The 18916-nt window shown below is 40.1% G+C and carries 20 protein-coding genes; 16 read left to right on the top strand and 4 right to left on the bottom strand.

Annotation, left to right across the window (positions count from 1 at the left end):
* Positions 1-184 precede the first annotated feature (184 nt).
* The 10 genes from LY11_RS17250 (at position 185) to LY11_RS17205 (ending at position 11381) form a co-directional block, all read left to right on the top strand.
* Positions 185-625, top strand: coding sequence for a hypothetical protein (locus tag LY11_RS17250; RefSeq protein WP_111634890.1), 441 nt, complete (start codon positions 185-187; stop codon positions 623-625).
* A gap of 77 nt (positions 626-702) precedes the next feature.
* A complete protein-coding gene (locus tag LY11_RS17245) occupies positions 703-2073 on the top strand; it encodes a TolC family protein (RefSeq protein ID WP_111634889.1) in 1371 nt (456 codons plus the stop codon).
* An 8-nt stretch (positions 2074-2081) separates the two neighbouring features.
* Positions 2082-5270 carry an efflux RND transporter permease subunit gene (locus tag LY11_RS17240; RefSeq protein WP_111634888.1) on the top strand — a complete coding sequence of 1063 codons (3189 nt, stop codon included), beginning with the start codon at positions 2082-2084 and terminating at the stop codon, positions 5268-5270.
* Positions 5271-5283: 13 nt separating this feature from the next.
* Positions 5284-6375: an efflux RND transporter periplasmic adaptor subunit gene (locus tag LY11_RS17235; RefSeq protein WP_111634887.1), complete on the top strand. Its 1092-nt coding sequence runs from the start codon at positions 5284-5286 to the stop codon at positions 6373-6375.
* A gap of 127 nt (positions 6376-6502) precedes the next feature.
* On the top strand, positions 6503-6919 hold the full coding sequence (locus LY11_RS17230; RefSeq protein ID WP_111634886.1) for an HYC_CC_PP family protein: 417 nt from the start codon (positions 6503-6505) through the stop codon (positions 6917-6919).
* 68 nt (positions 6920-6987) lie between these two features.
* Complete coding sequence (locus LY11_RS17225) at positions 6988-7461, top strand: DUF3347 domain-containing protein (protein WP_111634885.1); 474 nt, start codon at positions 6988-6990, stop codon at positions 7459-7461.
* 55 nt (positions 7462-7516) lie between these two features.
* Positions 7517-8077, top strand: coding sequence for a DUF3347 domain-containing protein (locus LY11_RS17220; RefSeq protein ID WP_111634884.1), 561 nt, complete (start codon positions 7517-7519; stop codon positions 8075-8077).
* Positions 8078-8081: 4 nt separating this feature from the next.
* Complete coding sequence (locus LY11_RS17215) at positions 8082-8549, top strand: heme-binding domain-containing protein (protein WP_111634883.1); 468 nt, start codon at positions 8082-8084, stop codon at positions 8547-8549.
* Positions 8549-10777 (top strand): multicopper oxidase domain-containing protein, encoded by a 2229-nt coding sequence (locus LY11_RS17210; protein ID WP_111634882.1) that lies wholly within the window; start codon positions 8549-8551, stop codon positions 10775-10777. Before LY11_RS17215 ends, LY11_RS17210 begins: the two co-directional genes overlap by 1 nt.
* 94 nt (positions 10778-10871) lie before the next feature.
* Entirely contained in the window at positions 10872-11381 is a 510-nt protein-coding gene (locus LY11_RS17205; protein WP_111634881.1) for a GNAT family N-acetyltransferase, read from the top strand.
* A 61-nt stretch (positions 11382-11442) separates the two neighbouring features.
* Here LY11_RS17205 and LY11_RS17200 read toward each other — a convergent pair whose 3' ends face one another.
* Complete coding sequence (locus LY11_RS17200) at positions 11443-12267, bottom strand: energy transducer TonB (protein ID WP_111634880.1); 825 nt, start codon at positions 12265-12267, stop codon at positions 11443-11445.
* A 203-nt stretch (positions 12268-12470) separates the two neighbouring features.
* Between LY11_RS17200 and LY11_RS17195 the strand changes: the two genes are divergently transcribed.
* Positions 12471-13298 (top strand): SDR family oxidoreductase, encoded by an 828-nt coding sequence (locus LY11_RS17195; RefSeq protein ID WP_111634879.1) that lies wholly within the window; start codon positions 12471-12473, stop codon positions 13296-13298.
* A gap of 69 nt (positions 13299-13367) precedes the next feature.
* The gene (locus LY11_RS17190) at positions 13368-14159 is read left to right on the top strand and encodes a DUF2625 domain-containing protein (RefSeq protein WP_245952815.1); all 792 of its coding nucleotides are present in this window, start codon (positions 13368-13370) and stop codon (positions 14157-14159) included.
* Here LY11_RS17190 and LY11_RS17185 read toward each other — a convergent pair.
* From LY11_RS17185 to LY11_RS17175, 3 genes are all read right to left on the bottom strand, one after another.
* The gene (locus LY11_RS17185; protein WP_111634878.1) at positions 14143-14535 is read right to left on the bottom strand and encodes a DUF2255 family protein; all 393 of its coding nucleotides are present in this window, start codon (positions 14533-14535) and stop codon (positions 14143-14145) included. The genes LY11_RS17190 and LY11_RS17185 overlap by 17 nt on opposite strands.
* A gap of 117 nt (positions 14536-14652) precedes the next feature.
* On the bottom strand, positions 14653-15291 hold the full coding sequence (locus tag LY11_RS17180; protein ID WP_111634919.1) for a class I SAM-dependent methyltransferase: 639 nt from the start codon (positions 15289-15291) through the stop codon (positions 14653-14655).
* Positions 15292-15386: 95 nt separating this feature from the next.
* On the bottom strand, positions 15387-16244 hold the full coding sequence (locus LY11_RS17175) for an AraC family transcriptional regulator (RefSeq protein ID WP_111634877.1): 858 nt from the start codon (positions 16242-16244) through the stop codon (positions 15387-15389).
* Positions 16245-16461: 217 nt separating this feature from the next.
* On the opposite strand from LY11_RS17175, the gene LY11_RS17170 reads away from it, so the two are divergent.
* The 4 genes from LY11_RS17170 to LY11_RS17155 are packed head-to-tail and all read left to right on the top strand — an operon-like array spanning position 16462 to position 18902.
* Positions 16462-17049 (top strand): TetR/AcrR family transcriptional regulator, encoded by a 588-nt coding sequence (locus tag LY11_RS17170; RefSeq protein WP_111634876.1) that lies wholly within the window; start codon positions 16462-16464, stop codon positions 17047-17049.
* A 55-nt stretch (positions 17050-17104) separates the two neighbouring features.
* The gene (locus tag LY11_RS17165) at positions 17105-17572 is read left to right on the top strand and encodes a hypothetical protein (RefSeq protein WP_111634875.1); all 468 of its coding nucleotides are present in this window, start codon (positions 17105-17107) and stop codon (positions 17570-17572) included.
* Positions 17573-17583: 11 nt separating this feature from the next.
* Positions 17584-17916, top strand: a complete 333-nt coding sequence (locus LY11_RS17160; protein WP_111634874.1) for a DUF3817 domain-containing protein — start codon at positions 17584-17586, stop codon at positions 17914-17916.
* Positions 17913-18902, top strand: coding sequence for a hypothetical protein (locus LY11_RS17155; protein WP_111634873.1), 990 nt, complete (start codon positions 17913-17915; stop codon positions 18900-18902). The genes LY11_RS17160 and LY11_RS17155 overlap by 4 nt, the downstream gene beginning before the upstream one ends.
* Positions 18903-18916 lie beyond the last annotated feature (14 nt).

Below are 18916 nucleotides of genomic sequence, written 5' to 3'. Positions count from 1 at the left end.
GGAAAACTACCTATTAATTGACGCAATCAGATTGTTCAATTTATTCATTACTGAAAAGCAAAAAAAATATTCACATCCCGTATTTTAAAATCGTTTTTTCTCCGTTCAGGATTTTAAGTCAATTTCTCGTGACGATGGCGAATGGTGTTACCACTCTTAAAAAAAAACAGTACTTTAGGCCGAAATGTATCAGCAAATAAAATATACAATTGGTCAATTGGCAGCTAAAGGAATCAAACCTCTGGCCGTTTTCCTGTTGCTGTTAATTTGCCTGCTTTCTTCATGTGCGGTCAGAAAAGGAATTCAGTCTTTTTTCTCTGATACAGTTTCTCAAAGCGCAGTATCCAATAAATTGATGAAATCTTTATGGGGCAGACCAGATCAGCTAATTGTTGAAAAAGCTGATTGTCTGCTTGCTCAGCTGAATTCATCTACCGATGAGCCTATTGTGAAACAAAGTGTTTTAAGAACCAGTTTAGTCATGCTTTTTGCATTTATACTCCCTGGCTTTATTCTATCCCTTCTCGTTTCTTTTAAAAAGCAGACTGAGCTGCCAAGACCTGAGTCTAAGTTACGCTGGCCGGTCATTCCGCTGTTTCTGCAAAACAGTCTGTTGTTGATATAGAAATTACATTCCAGTAATTTTTGCCGTTCCGTTATACGGATACACGGCTTTCTGCTATCCTCAACTAATTTTCAAATATGATGAAGTACAATCTTTATCTGATTGGTATAGTTTCTATGCTGATTAGTGTAAGCACCTATGCACAGCAACCAACAGGGCTGACTTTAACCCGTGCCTGGGAGCTTGCTTATCAAAATTACTCTGGCCTACTTGCAAAAAATGCACTGCTGGAAGAAGCTGAATATGCACAAAAAGAGATTCAAAGCCTCTCTTTACCCCAGATGCAATTGCAGTTGCAAAATTCTTATGGAACATTTGCAGGCAGCAATGGTGCATTTTTCCCCGTTCCAGGTGTATTTAATGTAAATGGCACCAAGGCCGACCAGGAAAATACAACCGCAGCAAACACATTCGGATCTGTTTTAGTAGACTGGAAGTTTTTTGAATTCGGAAAACAACGCAAAACAATAAAGGCTGCTGGTTATAAGGTGCAGGAAGCCAAAAGTGGCTATGATGCAACAAAACTGGCCTTGCAAGTTAAAGTGACCTCCCTTTATGTAGGTATACTTTATGCAAATTCAAATCTTGGATGGGCAGATCAGCAGGTAAAAAGAGTAAAAGAAATTCTTGATTTAGCGGTAAGCCTTGCTGATGCAGGTTTAAAGCCCGGTGCAGATACTGCACTGGCCTCCTCCTCCTATTTACTGGCTAAAGCTTCGAGGGATGAATGGACTGGTAAATATAATGCCGGAAAAATCAACTTTTCAGAGGTTGTACCGCTGACGGAAATTCAATTTCCGCAGCAATCTTTTATGCGTTATCAAGCATTACAGGTTTCTTCAGATTCGATTTCACCAAGTCATCCGTATTTGCAAATACTGGATAAACAGGTGAGGTACAATGAAACCCAGAATGAACTTTCTTCCAACAAAATGCTGCCTTCTTTCTCTCTTTTAGGTGGTTTATCAGCACGTGGAAGCGGCATATCGGCAGATGGAACGGTTAACCAGGATTTATCGGCAGGATATAATAATACTGCACGTAATTACCTGGTGGGTATAGGATTAACCTGGAACCTCAGCAATATCTATACTGGCTCTTTAGCAAAGAAAAGGACAGCTCAGGCAGTTCAGGCTTCAAAGTTCAGTTATGACCTGCAAAAACTGCAGATGAATACTGCTTTACAAGCGGTTAGCAGCAGAGTCAGCCAGCAGTTGAAACAGGTAGCCAATACCCGCATGGCTTTGGAAAAGGCACAACAGGCCTACAATTTATACCTGTCCAGGTATGAGAGTGGCCTGATTAATTTAACCGAACTGCTGCAAATCCAGTCTTTATTACAACAGGTCGAGAAAAATGCTATTGAGGTTCAGCAAGAGTTTTGGAACCTGCTGATTAAAAAAGCCGAACTCTCAGGTGATTTTAGTGAGTTGTCCAGTCAATTTTAATTATACGAATGAATATGATCCGTTTTGCATTAAAAAAGCCATTAACTGTCATGGTCGCCATTTTGGCCATTGCTTATTTCTCTTTCACCGCCATCAAAAATATCAATGTTGACATCTTTCCCAGGGTCGAGCTGCCTGTCATTTATATTGCCATGCCTTATGGCGGCCTTAGTCCGGCTTATATGGATGGTTTTATGGCGAATGAATTTCAGAAAGTACTGATTTTCGTAAGCGGGGTAAAGGGCATAGATTTTAAAAGTATACAAGGATTTACCTTGATGAAAATCACTTTCTACCCGGGCAGTGATATGGCACAGGCATCGGGAGAAGTCGCCGCCCAGGTTTCCAGGGCAATGGGCTTCCTTCCGCCGGGTGCCGTCCCCCCACAGGTAGTGAGGTTTGATGGTAGCTCTCTTCCTATCGGCCAGCTGGTTTTTGAAAGTACCGAGCGGTCCATTACAGAGCTTCAAACATTGGCATTGACTAAAATAAGGCCCATGTTTGTCACTATTCCAGGTGTAACTGCTCCTGCTCCTTTTGGAGGAAATGTAAGAACAATGGTAGTTAAAGTCAATCCTGAACTGATGCAGTCTTACGGCCTTTCTGCGGAGGAAGTAACTACGGCAATTGCCAAAAACAATTTTCCCTCGCCAGCAGGAAATATCAGAATTGGCGACCAGAACCTGATGAGCCCGGTAAATTCTATTGCAAACGGACCGGAGGAATTCCTGAATATCCCCGTCAGAATTGGCTCGGGAACAAATGTCTATGTGAAAGATATTGCCGTTGTAGAGGATGCTGCTGATATTACAACAGGTTATGCACTGATTAATGGGAAAAGGTCGGTGTATTTGCCGGTCATAAAAAAAGCAGATGCCTCTACGCTTAAAGTAGTGGAAAACTTAAAGGCATCAATTCCAATGTTAAAGGCTGCATTACCTGAGGATGTAGATGTTAAATATGTATTCGATCAGTCTGGGTACATTGAAAAGTCACTTGAAAATTTGGTGCACGAAGGAATACTCGGTGCATTGTTGACAGGCTTAATGGTTTTCTTATTTTTAGGGGATTCCAGAGGGGCTTTAATTGTGGTGCTCACGATACCGATCGCTATTCTCTCGGCAGTGATCATGCTCTATTTGTTCGGACAGACTATTAATGTGATGACACTGAGTGGTCTGGCGCTGGCTATAGGCATCCTGGTCGATGAAGCCACGGTAACGATTGAAAATATACATCAGCATTTTGAAATGGAGAAGCCCAAACAAAGGGCCATACTGGATGCTTTGCTGGAAATTTCTGTTCCGAAAATATTGATCTTATTTTGCATCCTGGCGGTACTTATCCCCTCTTTTTTGATGACGGGAATTCCAAGGGATATGTTTATGCCGCTTTCACTGGCAGTTGCTTTTGCCATGATTGCTTCTTTTATTGCCTCGCAAACATTCGTACCCATCTTAGCCAACTGGTTGATGAAGCCTGAACAATTCCAGCATCATAAAATCAGCTTGCATCAAAAGAAGTTAACCAGGTTTGAGAAATTTAAACGCAGGTATTTGTTATTGATCAGATATGGTCAAAGTAAGATTGGATTAATGATTGGGGGTTATGCTTTGATAGTACTGCTGATGATTGGTGCGGGTGGATTTTACATCGGTACAGACATTCTGCCTGCGAGCAACAGTGGTGATTTGCAATTGCGTATCCTCGCTCCTGAAGGCAGCAGGCTTGAAGTAACTGAAGGCTATCTGAAAAAAGTTACGCAGTTGATCCATGAGCAGCTACCCCCGGAAGCTGTTAAAATAAGTTCTGCATTTGTGGGTTTACAGCCTTCTGCTACAGCAATTAATCCTATTTTTTTATTCACCAGTGGCTCACATGAGGCGGTATTACAGCTATCTGTTGACCAGCACCTGTTTAAAGGTTCAATTTCCGGACTAAAAGAGAAAATAAGAAAGGTTATTCAACAGGAAATCCCTGTCCTGAAGATTGGTTTTGAACCCATGGAGCTTGTGGAAAAGATAATGAGCCAGGGAGCAATGAACCAGGTACAGATTAAAGTAGCCGCAGGACAAATAAAGGGAGCAGAAAAGTTCGCAAAGAAACTTGAACAGGGTTTACTGAAAGCACCTTTTTTCAGGGATGTACGTATAGCAGAACCAGTTAATTACCCTAGTGTAGAGATCAATGTAAACAGGGCGCTTGCTGCACAGTTTGGCTTAACGATGGATGATGTAACCCGAACCCTGACTATTGCAACTTCTTCTTCGCGTTTTACGAACAAGAATCTTTGGGCGGACCCTAAATCGGGATTGGTTTTCCAGGTGCAGGTACAGATTCCAGAGGCTGATATGCACTCTCTGGATAAACTTCGCTCTTTACCTTTAAAGTCAGGTCAGCCAAGACCAGTATTGGAGGATGTAGCTGACATCAGGCTGGTCAAGCTTCCTGGTCAGGTGAACCGCCAGGGTCCGAACAGGTATGTTACTTTATTGGCAAATATTCATCAAAAGGATATGGGGGCAGCTTCTAAAGCAGCCGGACAAGTGATTAAAGAGGCAGGTACCCCACCAAGGGGTGTTATTGTTTCAACAGAAGGATTAGTTCAGCTGCTGGAAGAAACACTTTCTGGTTTACAGACGGGTTTATTGGTCGCAATTGTGGTCATCTTTTTAATGCTGACAGCTTATTATCAATCGTTTGCCGTTTCCGGATTGATCTTATCTGTTGTCCCGGCTGTTATTGGAGGGAGTTTGATGTTATTGCTTTTATCAGGAAGCACCTTAAATCTTCAGTCCTATATGGGAATTATTATGTCTGTCGGCGTTTCGGTTTCTAACGCGGTATTGATGATCAACCAGGCAGAGACTAACCGGTTAAAACATGGTATGCAAGCTAAGCAGGCTGTTTTTCTAGCGGCCTCTTCCCGGTTACGCCCCATCATTATGACAACCATGGCTATGATTGCGGGGATGATCCCGATGGCTATTGGTATGGGGGAAGGTTCTGAACAGGTTGCTCCACTGGGTCAGGCGGTTATTGGCGGACTGATTTTGTCAACTTTAACGGCCTTATTGATTTTACCACAGGTGTATACCCTGATCATGAAAAATAAAACCAGGAATAGCCTGACACTGGACCCTGATGATCCGGATAACAAAAACTTATTGATTAACCCAGCTACTACTCAGGCATAAACAGATATTATATATGAAACTTAACAAGTATACCTTAACAATTTCCATACTGGCTTCTTTAGTCTTTGCAGGCTGCGCTTCCGATAAAGCAAAACAGAAGCAGCCACAAACAAAAGCCAATCAGGCAGAAGCGGTTCAATTTATTCACCCGGTTTCTGACCAGCCTTCTTATTCACTTTCTTTACCCGGAGAACTTAAACCTTATGAAGAGGTAGTCATCTATCCAAAAGTAAAGGGCTTTGTCAAAAAGATCTTTGCAGACAGAGGCAGCAAGGTTAAAAAGGGACAGTTGCTGGCTATTTTGGAAGCGCCTGAAATCAGTCAGCATTATTTATCAGCCCGGGCCGACGAGAACAAGTTTTATGAAGATTATTTGTATAGTCTGCAGGCTTATGAGCGCTTAAAAAAGGCGGCAACCAGGGCCGGAGCTGTTGCTGCGATAGAACTGGACAAGGCAAGAAGCAAGTTCAGAAGTGATAGTGCTGCGTATGCGGCTGTTAAAGCTACGACAGGTGCTTCTGCGCAATTACAACAGTATTTAAGAATTATGGCTCCTTTTGATGGAACGGTTATCCATAAAAATATATCGGCGGGAGCTTTGGTTGGTGACCATGCGCCTTTGTTTTCAATTGCCCAGACCAATCGCCTGAGACTTACAGTAGCTATACCAGAAAAGCATGTGCAGGCGGTGGGTAAAGACATGAAAGTATCTTTTACGGTTAGTGATCATCCGGATCAGCTCTTTTTCTCTGTTCTTTCCAGGAAAAGTGATTTATTACAGCAGGATTCCCGTTCGGTAACAGCAGAATTTGATGTATTAAATGCTCAGCATATATTGAATGGAGGTGAGTATGCGCAGGTAAAATTAACGCTTAAAAGACCACATGCTACACTTTGGGTACCTGTAAGCAGCATTGTCATTGCACAATCTGGGATATTTATTGTGAAAATAGAAAATAACAAGAGTAAAAGGATCAGTGTAACGGCCGGTACGCGTAATGGCGAACTTCAAGAGGTTTTTGGCCCGGTAAAAGAGACTGACCAGATTTTGGTAAAGGGAACGGAAGAACTGGCTGACGGAACTGAGGTTAAGTTAAAATCATAATCTTACAGGGCTATAGCCAAGGTTATAGCCCTGTATAAAAATTAGTCAGCAGCCTGGTTAAATTTTGAATATTTTTATTCAAATTATGTAAATCCAGCGAAGCAGTTTTGGAGTATATTTGTCTAACATGAAAATCCAGCGTTCCATCATGCTTAAAGCAGCCTTTCTCATTATTGTATTCTTTTTGAATACGGTAGTAGGTTTTGCTTGTGTTCTGGGAGCCGACCTGGGATTTAACAGGATACAGCATGCTGAAAATGTGCCGCATCATCATGAAAAGACCGGTGCTCACCATCACAATGCCGGGCAAAAACACGATTGCTGTAAAGATGAAGTTACGAAACTGACCACGGCTGATAAAGAAACACGATCTGCTCCTTCTTTTAGCTTTCAGCATTCAGTTTTAGCCATTTTACCTACGCCTATTTATATTCAGGATAGCTTAAGTTCTATTGCTGTAAATATTCCCAATACTTATTTTGCAAGGCATAACCGTCCCCCAATTCCGGATGTACGCATTGCGATACAAAGCTTTCAGATTTGATTTAAGGGTTTTAATTTTTCACAGGCTTGCCCTGTTGTACTAATAATTCACCATTAAAATCGCTAAAAATGAAAAGGATATTTTATATGATTGCGCTTATAGGCGTAATCTTCGTGCACCCTGTTTCTGCACAACAAAACACGGATCAATCTACCGCGCTGTTATCATCTTATTACAGTATTAAAGACGCGCTTGTAACAGATAATGCTAAGTTAACTGCTTCTAAAGCTGCTGAATTTGTTAAAATACTGACTAAAGGAGATCTTAAAACAATTGATGCAGCTCAACAAAAAGTCTTAACGGCAGATGCAGGTAAAATTGCGGCCAGCAATGCGCTGAATAGTCAGCGTGATTATTTTGCGGCTTTGTCTGCGCATATGATTTCTACAGCAAAAACTTCAAAACTATCAGCTGATCCAATTTATGAGCTTTATTGCCCAATGAAGAAAAGCAGTTGGTTAAGCAGCACGCAGGCCATCAGAAACCCTTATTACGGAAGTACCATGCTAAGCTGTGGTAAAGTAACAGAAACCATAAAATAACTTATATTTAAATAGCCGTTGAGCTGCTGTTCAACGGCTTATAAGCACACAAAACATGAAAAATTTCTTGTTAAGCATTGCTATAGCCACTATTTTTTTAAGTGCCTGCAGCAGCAATTCAAATCAAAAATCAGCAAAGGACACTACTCTTGATCACAAACCAGCAGTCCACACCTCCTCCTCTCCTACTCAGGAAATCATCACTGCTTATTTGCAGCTTAAAAATGCTTTGGCTAATGATGATGACCGGGCAGCAGCAGATGCAGGGAATATCCTAAAACTGGCAGTGGGAAAAGTTACGCTGTCTGCACTTAATCCGGCGCAGTCAAAAAACTTCAGTGAAATTGCAGGTGATGTTAAAGAACATGGAGAACATATCGGGGCTAATGCCGGAAACATTAAACATCAGCGGGAACATTTCGAAATGTTAAGTCAGGAAATTTATGAACTGGCTAAAGCTGATGGAAAATCAGGTCAGAAGTTATATTATGCGCATTGCCCGATGTACAATAATAAAAAAGGGGGAAATTGGATCAGTGAAACTAAAGTGATCAAAAACCCTTATCTGGGCAAAGAAATGAGCAGCTGCGGAAGTATCAGAGAAGAATTAAACTAAGCTGATGGCCCGGGTTAAAGTCATACTGATTGCAATGCTGCTTTTCTTAATAGCCATACAATTCATATCGGTTAGCAGCAATCAGGACAACCAGCTTAAAAATACAGACATCACCAGTATTTACCCTGTACCTCGGCAGGTACAGGCAATCATAAAAAAGGCATGTTATGATTGCCATAGTAATTATACTCCATATCCCTGGTATGCAAATTTACAGCCTGTAAGCGGATGGATGGCTTCACATATTAGTCAGGGGAAAAGAGAATTGAATTTCAGTGAATTCGGCAGTTATTCAAAATATAAACAACAAAGCAAACTAAGGGCTATCATAAATAGTATACAGGATAAAACTATGCCTTTAGCTTCTTATACTTTAATCCATAAAAATGCAAAACTAACTCCGGCAGCTCAAACATTAGTTATCAGCTGGATGGAGAAAACGAAAGACGGTCTTTCCTTAACAAATCAATAATGAAATCATTAATTATATATCTATTATTCACAGGCTTGTTTGGGTTTGCATCAGTGCAGGCTCAGCAGAAAAATCAGCGGCCAAAAGTTGTCCGTTATGATCTGTATGTCAATGACACGATTGTTAACTATTCCGGGAAACCAAAAATGGCTATGGCAGTTAATGGAAGTATCCCCGGCCCGGCCCTTGTTTTTACAGAAGGCGACACCGCAGAAATATATGTGCATAACCTGATGGACATGGAAACCTCTATTCACTGGCATGGTGTATTCCTGCCTAATAATATGGATGGCGTCCCTTTTTTAACGCAAATGCCAATTAAACCACATGCTACCTTCTTATATAAATTTCCGGTTATTCAGAATGGCACTTACTGGTACCATAGCCATACCATGCTGCAAGAGCAAAGCGGGATGTACGGAGCGTTAATTTTTAACAAGAAAAATGAGCCTGATATTCCTGCAATTCCGGTTGTGTTAAGTGACTGGACAGATATGAAGCCGGAAGAAGTAGACCGCTCACTCCACAATGCCAATGATTGGTTTGCCATTCGTAAGGGAACGACACAGGGTTATGCCGAGGCCATACAAAAGGGTTATTTTAAAACCAAAGTCGTTAACGAATGGAAGCGGATGAATGCGATGGATGTGAGTGATGTATACTATGAGAAGTTTCTGACGAATGGGAAACATATCAATGAGCAGCCTCAGTTTAAAGCTGGCGAAAAAGTTAAGCTCCGGATTGTTGGCGGCAGTTCTTCTACTTATTTCTGGTTAACTTATGCAGGGGGCAAAATTACAGTGGTTGCGAATGATGGTAATGATATTCAGCCTGTTGAAGTTGACCGCCTGATCATTTCTCCTTCTGAAACTTATGACGTAATTGTTTCTATTCCACAGGGTAAAAGTTATGAATTCTTATCCACCGCTGAAGACCGCACGGGCTCAACTTCTTTGTGGCTGGGCAGTGGGACCAAAGTACCGGCCAAACCTTTAGGAAAGTTAAAATACTTTGAAGGGATGAAAATGATGAACGGCATGATGAAAATGAACGGGGACATGGAACCGATGGGCATGGAAATGAGTAATCAGCAAATGGACATGAATGCAGTTATGTATCCGGAAGTAACGGGAGACAGTTATGGAAAGAAAAAATCAGCGTCTGCGCCTAAAATGGACAGTTCTGAAATGAAAGGGATGGATATGGGCGAAAAACCAGATCTGGTCACCCTGAATTATGGGATGTTAAAAGCTACAGAAAAAACTACTTTAAGAAAGGGTCCAGAGAAGTTATTACGCTTTGAACTGACTGGAAATATGAACCGTTATGTCTGGACGATTGATAATAAAACAGTTTCAGAGTCTGATAAAATACTGATTAAAAAAGGCGAAAATGTAAAGATTATCTTATACAATAATTCCATGATGCGCCACCCTATGCACTTGCATGGGCATGATTTCCGTGTTTTGAATGGACAGGGCGAATATGCACCTTTAAAAAACGTCCTTGACATTATGCCGATGGAAACCGATACGATCGAGTTTGCAGCGACAGAAAGTGGAGACTGGTTTTTCCATTGTCATATCTTGTACCACATGATGAGCGGTATGGGCAGAATCTTTAGTTATGAAGGTTCTCCTCCTAATTTGCTGATCCCCGATCCTAAGGCTGCTATTCAGAAATTATATGCTGATGACAGGAAAATGCACCTGATGGCCAATATAGGGTTAGAAAGTAATGGTAGCGATGGTACAGCCAGGTTAGCAAATACCCGTTACAGTGTGTCTACGGAATGGAGATTGGGACTAAAGTCACGTGATGGATTTGAAAGTGAAACCTACTTTGGCAGATATATAGGTAAAATGCAGTGGTTCATGCCTTTCATTGGTTTCGATTATCATTACAACAGCAGAGAGAATGGTAGTGAGAAAAACATGCTTGGACAATTGACTAACCAGTCTAACAGAAAAGCGTTTGTGATGGGTATGCAGTATACTTTACCTATGCTGGTAACCGCGGAAGCCAGGTTGGATAGCAAAGGAAAGTTACGTTTTCAGTTAAAGCGTGAAGATATTCCGATCACCAACAGGCTGAGGCTTAATCTTTCAGGGAATACGGACAGAGAGTATATGGCAGGTTTCAGATATGCGATGACTAAATACTTCTCTTTGTCCACACATTACGACAGTGATATGGGTTATGGTGGCGGAATTACAATAACCTATTAATAAATTTGAGTTTCACAGATAACATTTCTATTTTCACCGATTCAAAGCAATAAAAAGAAGAATTCGGGCCAATATTAATTACATATTTAAATAAATGGAAGAAATAAACTACAGAAATGCCATATTATCTGATCTTGAAACCATAGTATCCATTTATAATTCAACAATTCCTTCAAAAATGGTGACTGCTGACACCGAACCGGTCACTGTAGAGAGTAAAATAAAATGGTTTGAGCAACATACGGCCGACAAACACCCGCTTTGGGTCATTACAGACAAAAATAAGGAGATTATTGGCTGGATCAGCTTACAGGCTTTTTACGGCAGGCCGGCGTATAATGGTACTGCAGAAATAAGTATTTATCTGAATGAAAATCAACGTGGTAAAGGACTTGGTAAAAGAACACTGTCCGATTCATTAAACCGTTGTGCCGGATTGGGAATAACTACAGTTCTTGGATTTATTTTCTCACACAATGAACCTAGTTTAGGATTATTCAGACATTTTGGCTTTGAAGACTGGGGCACATTACCTGATGTAGCCATCCTTGATGGTGAAGAAAAAAGCCTTAAGATATTAGGAAAAAGAATTACAGCTCAATAAAAGCAAGATTTTCAGAGGCAAACAGGACATCCCAATAAATTGGTTTGTCCTGTTTGCTTTTTTACTGACCAAGAGAGAAACTGATCGGAATATTATATTTTACCCTAACCTTTCTTCCGTTCTGAATCCCGGGAGTCCATTTTGGGCTTGCTTTTAATACCCGGATAGCCTCTTCATCCGTACCAGCGCCTAATTTTCTTTCTACTTTAATATCCGTCAGGGCCCCGTCTTTTTCCACAATGAAAGACACAAACACTTTTCCCTGCACATTAGCTTCCTGGGCCAGTTCAGGATACCTGATCGCTTTTGACAGGTAGCTATAAAATTTGTCTATTCCTCCAGGAAAAGAAGGTTGCACCTCCAGGTTCACAAAGTCATGTACTTGCGTATCTTCTACTGCAGCTGCTTGTTTTGCTGGCCCGTCACCAGTTGCCCCTGTAACCACAACCTGCCCATCGGGATCGCCAACGATATTCTTTTGTCCGGGTGTTGCATTCACCAGATCCTTAAGCTGCACGGGATCTGTTTCAACTGTTCTGTCTACAACGATTGGCGGCGGAAATTTAACATGGGTTTCTTTCGCACGTGGAGGCACAATTGCAGCCGGAGGAGGAGTTACAGGTTTATCTGCCGGAGGAATAGCCTGAACCGTTACTACCCTTGTCGTCTCCAGATGCTCGTCTAATGTACTATTGCCTTTAATCAGGCTAATAATTTTAGGGGATAAAAACAGCAGGACAAAAAGTGTTCCTGCAATAAAAAGTGCTTTAACTGTATCAGAAGAACTTTGTCTGCGGAGCGCATAAGCACCGTAACTTTTGTTTTTCTGATCAAATACTATATCAAGCCACTCATTGCCAAATAAATCGATTTTTGAACCTAACATTGCTTTAAAATTTAGAGGTTAGCACCAGACTATAAAATACTTCTTGTTTATTTATAAGATGGATGCTAATTCCTGCGGCTTTCCATAAGGTCTGTAAATATTTCTTTTTTGGTTACAACATCTACCATTTCGGCTACAATCTTCCTGCTGGCAGTACTGACTTTTGTAGCAGTCAATTCATACACAATTAAATACTATTTAAAATGAAAACAATTTTTATTACTGGCGCATCAGCCGGATTAGGTAAAACCACTGCTCAATTATTTCAGGCAAACGGCTGGAAAGTCATTGCAACCATGCGTTCTCCTGAAAAGGAAACCGAACTCAATCAGCTGGAAAATGTAACCTTATTGAAACTTGACGTGACCAATACACAGCAAATCGAAGAGACGATAAAAGCAGCTCTTGAATTGGGTGATATTGATGTCGTGTTTAACAATGCGGGTTATGGATTAATCGGCCCTTTAGAATCCTGTACAGCAGAAGAAATAAGGGCCCAATTTGAAACGAATTTCTTTGGCGTAGTATGGGTTACAAAAGCATTTATTCCTTATTTCAAGGCCAGAAAAGAAGGATTATTTATTACTACAACGTCACTATGCGGTCTGACCTCTTATCCGCTTAGTTCTATATACAACGCTTCAAAATGGGCATTAGAGGGCTGGAGTGAGAGTATGTCTTACGATCTCGCACAATTCAATATCGGTATCAAAACGGTTGCCCCTGGTGGAATTAAAAGTAATTATATGAACGTAATGAAAGTTGCGCAGGACAAAGCCTATGAGCCTTTAATGCAAAGAATGACTGAAGGATTTAATGACGGAACGTTAATGGAATTCTCTGAAACGGAATTAATTGCTGATGTTGTATACCAGGCTGTTACCGACGGAAAAGATCAATTGAGATACCTTGCTGGAAATGATGCGGTAAGAATTTATGCTAAAAGACTTGAACAGGGTACTGAAGCTTACAGGAAAAACTTAACAGCCTATCTCCGTCTTGAAAGTCCATATGCTGAGGCTACTTTATAACAAATAATCAGTGGCCCGAGAAGCTATAAAAATATTTTCAGGCCACTGGTTATTAAAATCATTCTATCTTTGGAAAAGATAAGTTCTATTTCGATGAAAAGCGCAATTAAAAATTTCTTAATCCTGGGTTTTACCCTATTGTCATCAGTGAGTCTGGCACAAAATAAAATGCAAAGTCTGAATGAGTTGATTAATCAGACAGATCCGGCATGGCCATTGGTTCAAAAGTGGGTTGATTCTGCAAAAAACAAAGTTCAGGTACTCGAATTTGATTCAGCAGAAGCAAAAAATGTATTGTTCAACACCCAGGTTTCTACTTATTCCACACTGGGTGCAGTGATTTACAATAGTGGCGGAATTATGGTAGATGATGGCTGGTTAAGAATTCTGGGATCGGGAAGTAAAAAACTAAACCGTTCTGTTTCAGAATGGAACAAAGGAAAGACAATTCAGGAATATGGTGATAAACCAACTTATCTTTTAGTAGCTGATGATGCTGCGGGAGGTTTTTTCGCCATCAATTATGGTGCATTTGGCGAGGATTTAAAGAATGTTTATTATTTGGCCCCTAACAGTTTAAAATGGGAACCACTTGGTCTTGGTTACAGTGAATTTATACGTTTTTGTTTTGACAGCGATCTTTCTGCTTTTTATAAAGGTTTAAGATGGTCAACATGGAATCAGTTTATTGCAAACCTGGACGGAAGTAAATCTTACAGTTTCCGCCCCTATCTCTGGACAGAAGAAGGTACAGATATAGAAAAATGCAAACGAAAACTAGTCTCAACTGAAGAACTTTTCAAGTTTAACATCGAGAAACAAAAAGAATTGAGTGCTAAAGGGACTACTGAACCTCAATAAAAACAGGGAAGAATTCCATTGTGAAGTTATGGTATTTCAACTCGGTGATCTCGTTTACATAGGGCTCATTTTCTTTTTGAATATACTTGTCTTGATAAGCATGATCAATTAAGCTGTTCATTTCATCGTCTTTTAACTGCTGTCCACGAACATCAATAACATGTTCACCAAGTTTTAGCTGCCCAACACCTTGTGCAATGAATTCGGTAAACCAGCTTTTATTGCTCATTCCCCAGCTTCTTGCGAAAATCCGATGGCCAACAGAAACCATCCAGATCTCCAGAAATGTTACTCTGCTTGTTCCTCCTTTTATTTCAACAAGTGTGTTAGAATTGACATAGTTTATCAATTCCTGTTGAAGGTTTTCTTTATTCATCTGTTAATCTTAAAATTCAATTTTCAAACCATCGTCTGGCAAGTATTCCACCCATAAACCCTATCATAATTTACCTTCAATTATAGTTAAATAAATTAATATTATATTTAATCTGCATCAAGAAGACTTTCTCCCGACAAATCTGACCACAGCGCTTCTTCCAATATGATATTCTCCTTCATTTAAAAGCACTTCTTTTTCCTCCAGCATTAACGTATCATAATTTTTAAAATCAGCGGATATTTCTGTTTTAGAGAACAAGGTATCTATCTCTTTTGGCCCGCCAACCTTAGGGTCCAGGTTGCTCATGTGCAAATGTTCTTTGCTGAAAGCTTCAAAAATAATCAGTCCTTTTGGTTTGAGAAAGCCATTTAATTTTTCATGCAGTAAAGACTTTTTATCGGCTGGAAAATGCGCATAAATAAGCCCGATTGCATCAAATGATTCTTTTTCAAAATTGAGTTGCTCCAGATCTCCGACAATGTAATCCAGTGCGACATGATTCTCTTTGGCGAGCTGCAGTGCTTTTAACCTGCCTGTTTTACTGAGATCCAATGAAGTGACTTTCCATCCAAGCTGTGCAGCAAATACCCCATTACGTCCTTCACCATCGGCCGGCATTAATATAGATCCAGGTTCAAATTTTTGAAGCCATTCTTTAAAAAAGAGGTTCGGCCCTTTTCCGTAAGCATAATGCGCTTCCTGATACCGGCTATTCCATTTATTTTCAGCTTCTTCTTCTACAGACTTATTCATATTCATTGATTTAAAGTTTACAGGTAATAATTCTTGTTACAAAAGTACCTGCACGAATCAACCAGGAGCAGGACAAAAAATTAGTTTTACAGGACTTATTTTAAGTTACGTCTGAACTGCTCAGGTGAATACCCTGTATGTTTTTTAAAGAACCTGATAAAATATGAAATATCTTCATAGCCTAAATGATAGGCAATTTGATTGATTTGATTAGCTGTTGCCAGAAGACATCTTTTAGCTTCCAACAGGATATACGCATTCATGAGTTCTGAACAGGTTTTGCCCAGCATTGACTTCGCGATTGAATTCAGCTGATACGGGGAAAGGTTTAACATAGCAGCATACTGTGTGACTGGCTGATGCTCAAAAGCGTACTTTTCTAAAAGAGCTAAGAATTGCTCTATCCTTTCCTGTGCATAATTATTGACAGGATCAAATGGAACGCTGCGTTGTTGTCTGATAAGCTCAATCAGGAAAATATCCATGTTTGCTTTAATCACTTCCTGATATTGCTGTTCTTTAACAGTATATTCCTGAAAGATATTATTTAGTATAACTTGTAGCTTTTGAAATTTACCGGCATCAAATTGATAATGATTGATATTGGCTGCCTTGCGCAACAGCTGGTTTGATACTTTTTCATCAGGGAAATAGAATTCATTCCCAAATTGCACCAGATACCCGGTACTTTCTGCTCTTAATTCCAGCTGATGTACCTGCCCTGGACGCATGAAGAAAACAGCATGATCACCAATGGTAAAGGAGGCAAAATCAATCTGATGATGACCAATACCTCTTTTCAAAAAAAGAACATAAAAGAAATCATGCCTGTGAAGTTCCTGTAACATTTCTTTTCCAGCGAGTAAATCACTGATATAACGAATACTAAAGTTTCCGGATAATCCCGGCTCTTTTCGCGTTTCATTGATATGTCTGATCGGTATGAGTTCCATTTTAGGATAATTGACATCCAATCAAATGTAATTACATTTTATAAAACAATTCAGTTGCCATTTCACATCCATATTGCCTGCTTTCCTGAATAGGAATTGATAGATAATGATCGTGTCGGCGAGGTCAGGAAATAGTCAAATAATTATAAAAGCGAGGAGTTATGGTTATGATAAAAGGAAAAACCAATACATTTGAAAACATACTAATTAGTATCTTATGAGGAAGTCAGTGCAAACCCGGTTAAACATATTGCAAAAATCATTTGAATTGATTTATGTCAAAGGATACCAGTCAACCAGTATTGATGATATTCTTTCTTCGATGGAAGTAACCAAGGGTGCTTTTTTTTATCACTTTAAAAATAAGGAAGAAATGGGGCTCGCTTTAATCACAGATCTTTTATACCCCAGGATGAAACATTTTTTGATAGAGCCACTGAGTTCTTCTGCAGATCCTATAAAAAGCATCTATCAAATGATAGCGAACCTTTTGAAGGATACTGAGCATTTCGATGTTAAATATGGTTGTCCGGCAGTTAATTTAATTGAGGAAATGAGCCCGCTGAATACGGCATTCCACAAACACTTAAAGGACATCGTAGGCGAATGGACCGATGCCATAGAAAAGTGTCTGCTCAAAGGAAAAGAAAATGGTAAGATTGGCTTAATGATTAATCCCGCCGAGGCAGCAGCCTATATTGTTTCAGGATATGCAGGGGTTAGAAATATAGGCAAAATGTTAGGTACACCGGTCTATCAGTCTTATCTGAAACAGTTCAAATTATATCTGAACAGTTTAACCTAAAAAAATTTGCCTTTTTAACATACCAACTAGTATGTAATACAATTAAATTATTCTTATGTTTTCAATTTTACTTGTCTGCCACTCCATTCTCAGGTGGCTGGTTTTAATCAGCCTTAGCTTCACCATTTACAGCGCAGCAGCCAGCCTGCTGACTAAAAGTCCATTTACTAAAAAAGATGATCAATACAGGCATTGGACAGCAACAATTGTCCATGTCCAATTTATGCTGGGCATGGCCATGTATTTCAAAAGCGCTGCTGTAGCCCGTTTCCACCTCATTGGAATAGCTACAGCCAGGGGAATTACTGAACCTACTTTTTTCGGAATCCTGCATATATCAATGATGATAACGGCAGTAATTCTCATAACCTTAGGGTCAGCTTTTGCCAAAAGGTATGAAGACGATACTAAAAAATTCAGCACGCTGCTGCTCTGTTTCGGCATAGCATTATTGATCATTCTAGCTGCAATTCCATGGCCATTTTCACCATTAGCGCAACGCCCGTTACTAAGACCTTTATAAACCTATATAACATGCTCAAACTATTCAAAACAAATATCGGTCGTTTAAGACTGATTGGATTATTAGAAGGTATATCACTTTTAATCCTGGCAGGAATTGCCGTCCCGCTAAAGTATGGACTTCATCAGCCTGCTCTTGTCAGTAAAATGGGGCCTGTACATGGTACTCTTTTTCTTTTATTTGTCTTCAATACCTTCAGTGTGGCCATACAGCAGCGGTGGGACAAAATTACGACTGTTAAAATACTCCTCTCCTGCCTCATTCCTTTCGGAACTTTTTATACAGATCGTAAAATTCTGAGGCCGGCTTATGAACAGCATATCAAGCTTAGCAAAGAGATATGAGATCAAAAATTATTGTCATTCTTATATTCGCCCTGCCTGTTTGTTATGTTTTATCCTGCAACAGAAACAGCAAAACCATCGCAAATAATCAGCAGGAATTCCCTCAATCTCTTGCTTCACTGGGGCTTTTTAAAGGAAGAATTGATTCTCTTCTGCCTGCCCGGGGGGTAGAGATTTACCAGTTATCCTCCACTTTGTTCACGGATTATGCAGAGAAACAACGTTTAATAAAGCTTCCTGCAGGTAAAAAGTTAAGATTAAATGGCGACGGATTACCACAATTCCCTGAAGGTACTATACTGGCCAAAACTTTTTTTTACAGCCGTGCGAAGAAAGGAAAAAACATAGCGCGTCATATTTTAGAAACCCGGATACTGCGCTTAAAAAATGGCCATTGGTCAGCAGGTACCTACCATTGGAACCAGGCTCAGGATCGTGCACTATATGATCCTGTGAGCACCGAAGTCAATGTAAACTGGCTGGACAAAAGCAATACTGTTCACAGGGTAAAATATCACATCCCATCTGCCAGGGAATGTGTGAGCTGTCACCAATCTTCTGAGGAGATTATCCCGATTGGCCCTAAGGGAATGAATTTAAACAGAGAGATCCAGGTTGGAAAGAAAAAGGTAAATCAACTGAGTTATATGCAAGCCCGGGGAAAGCTAATACTGGAAAAGCATATCGACAAAATATCAAGATTGCCTGATTATGAAAATAAGAACATTGATTTGGAACACAGAGCCAGGGCTTACCTGGAAATTAACTGTGCACATTGCCATAGTTCAAATGGTATGGCCTACAGGCAATCCATTATGCTCGGGTACAAGGTACCAGTGGAACAGTCAGGAATAAACTTTAATAAAAACAATATCGTTGATCGTATGGGTAATATGGGGCAATTCCATATGCCAAAGTTAGGTACAACTGTGTTAGATAAGCAAGGTATAGACCTTATCAGAAAATATATAACAAGCCTGAATTAACACCATAGCATAAT

Source organism: Pedobacter cryoconitis (genome assembly GCF_003259615.1).
GTDB lineage: Bacteria > Bacteroidota > Bacteroidia > Sphingobacteriales > Sphingobacteriaceae > Pedobacter > Pedobacter cryoconitis.
This window is presented reverse-complemented; position numbering and strand designations above follow the sequence as displayed.

Coding starts and splice junctions, on each gene's coding strand:
- LY11_RS17250 (WP_111634890.1), top strand. CDS start 185: ATGTATCAGCAAATAAAATATACAATTGGTCAATTGGCAGCTAAAGGA.
- LY11_RS17245 (WP_111634889.1), top strand. CDS start 703: ATGATGAAGTACAATCTTTATCTGATTGGTATAGTTTCTATGCTGATT.
- LY11_RS17240 (WP_111634888.1), top strand. CDS start 2,082: ATGAATATGATCCGTTTTGCATTAAAAAAGCCATTAACTGTCATGGTC.
- LY11_RS17235 (WP_111634887.1), top strand. CDS start 5,284: ATGAAACTTAACAAGTATACCTTAACAATTTCCATACTGGCTTCTTTA.
- LY11_RS17230 (WP_111634886.1), top strand. CDS start 6,503: ATGAAAATCCAGCGTTCCATCATGCTTAAAGCAGCCTTTCTCATTATT.
- LY11_RS17225 (WP_111634885.1), top strand. CDS start 6,988: ATGAAAAGGATATTTTATATGATTGCGCTTATAGGCGTAATCTTCGTG.
- LY11_RS17220 (WP_111634884.1), top strand. CDS start 7,517: ATGAAAAATTTCTTGTTAAGCATTGCTATAGCCACTATTTTTTTAAGT.
- LY11_RS17215 (WP_111634883.1), top strand. CDS start 8,082: ATGGCCCGGGTTAAAGTCATACTGATTGCAATGCTGCTTTTCTTAATA.
- LY11_RS17210 (WP_111634882.1), top strand. CDS start 8,549: ATGAAATCATTAATTATATATCTATTATTCACAGGCTTGTTTGGGTTT.
- LY11_RS17205 (WP_111634881.1), top strand. CDS start 10,872: ATGGAAGAAATAAACTACAGAAATGCCATATTATCTGATCTTGAAACC.
- LY11_RS17200 (WP_111634880.1), bottom strand. CDS start 12,267: ATGTTAGGTTCAAAAATCGATTTATTTGGCAATGAGTGGCTTGATATA.
- LY11_RS17195 (WP_111634879.1), top strand. CDS start 12,471: ATGAAAACAATTTTTATTACTGGCGCATCAGCCGGATTAGGTAAAACC.
- LY11_RS17185 (WP_111634878.1), bottom strand. CDS start 14,535: ATGAATAAAGAAAACCTTCAACAGGAATTGATAAACTATGTCAATTCT.
- LY11_RS17180 (WP_111634919.1), bottom strand. CDS start 15,291: ATGAATAAGTCTGTAGAAGAAGAAGCTGAAAATAAATGGAATAGCCGG.
- LY11_RS17175 (WP_111634877.1), bottom strand. CDS start 16,244: ATGGAACTCATACCGATCAGACATATCAATGAAACGCGAAAAGAGCCG.
- LY11_RS17170 (WP_111634876.1), top strand. CDS start 16,462: ATGAGGAAGTCAGTGCAAACCCGGTTAAACATATTGCAAAAATCATTT.
- LY11_RS17165 (WP_111634875.1), top strand. CDS start 17,105: ATGTTTTCAATTTTACTTGTCTGCCACTCCATTCTCAGGTGGCTGGTT.
- LY11_RS17160 (WP_111634874.1), top strand. CDS start 17,584: ATGCTCAAACTATTCAAAACAAATATCGGTCGTTTAAGACTGATTGGA.
- LY11_RS17155 (WP_111634873.1), top strand. CDS start 17,913: ATGAGATCAAAAATTATTGTCATTCTTATATTCGCCCTGCCTGTTTGT.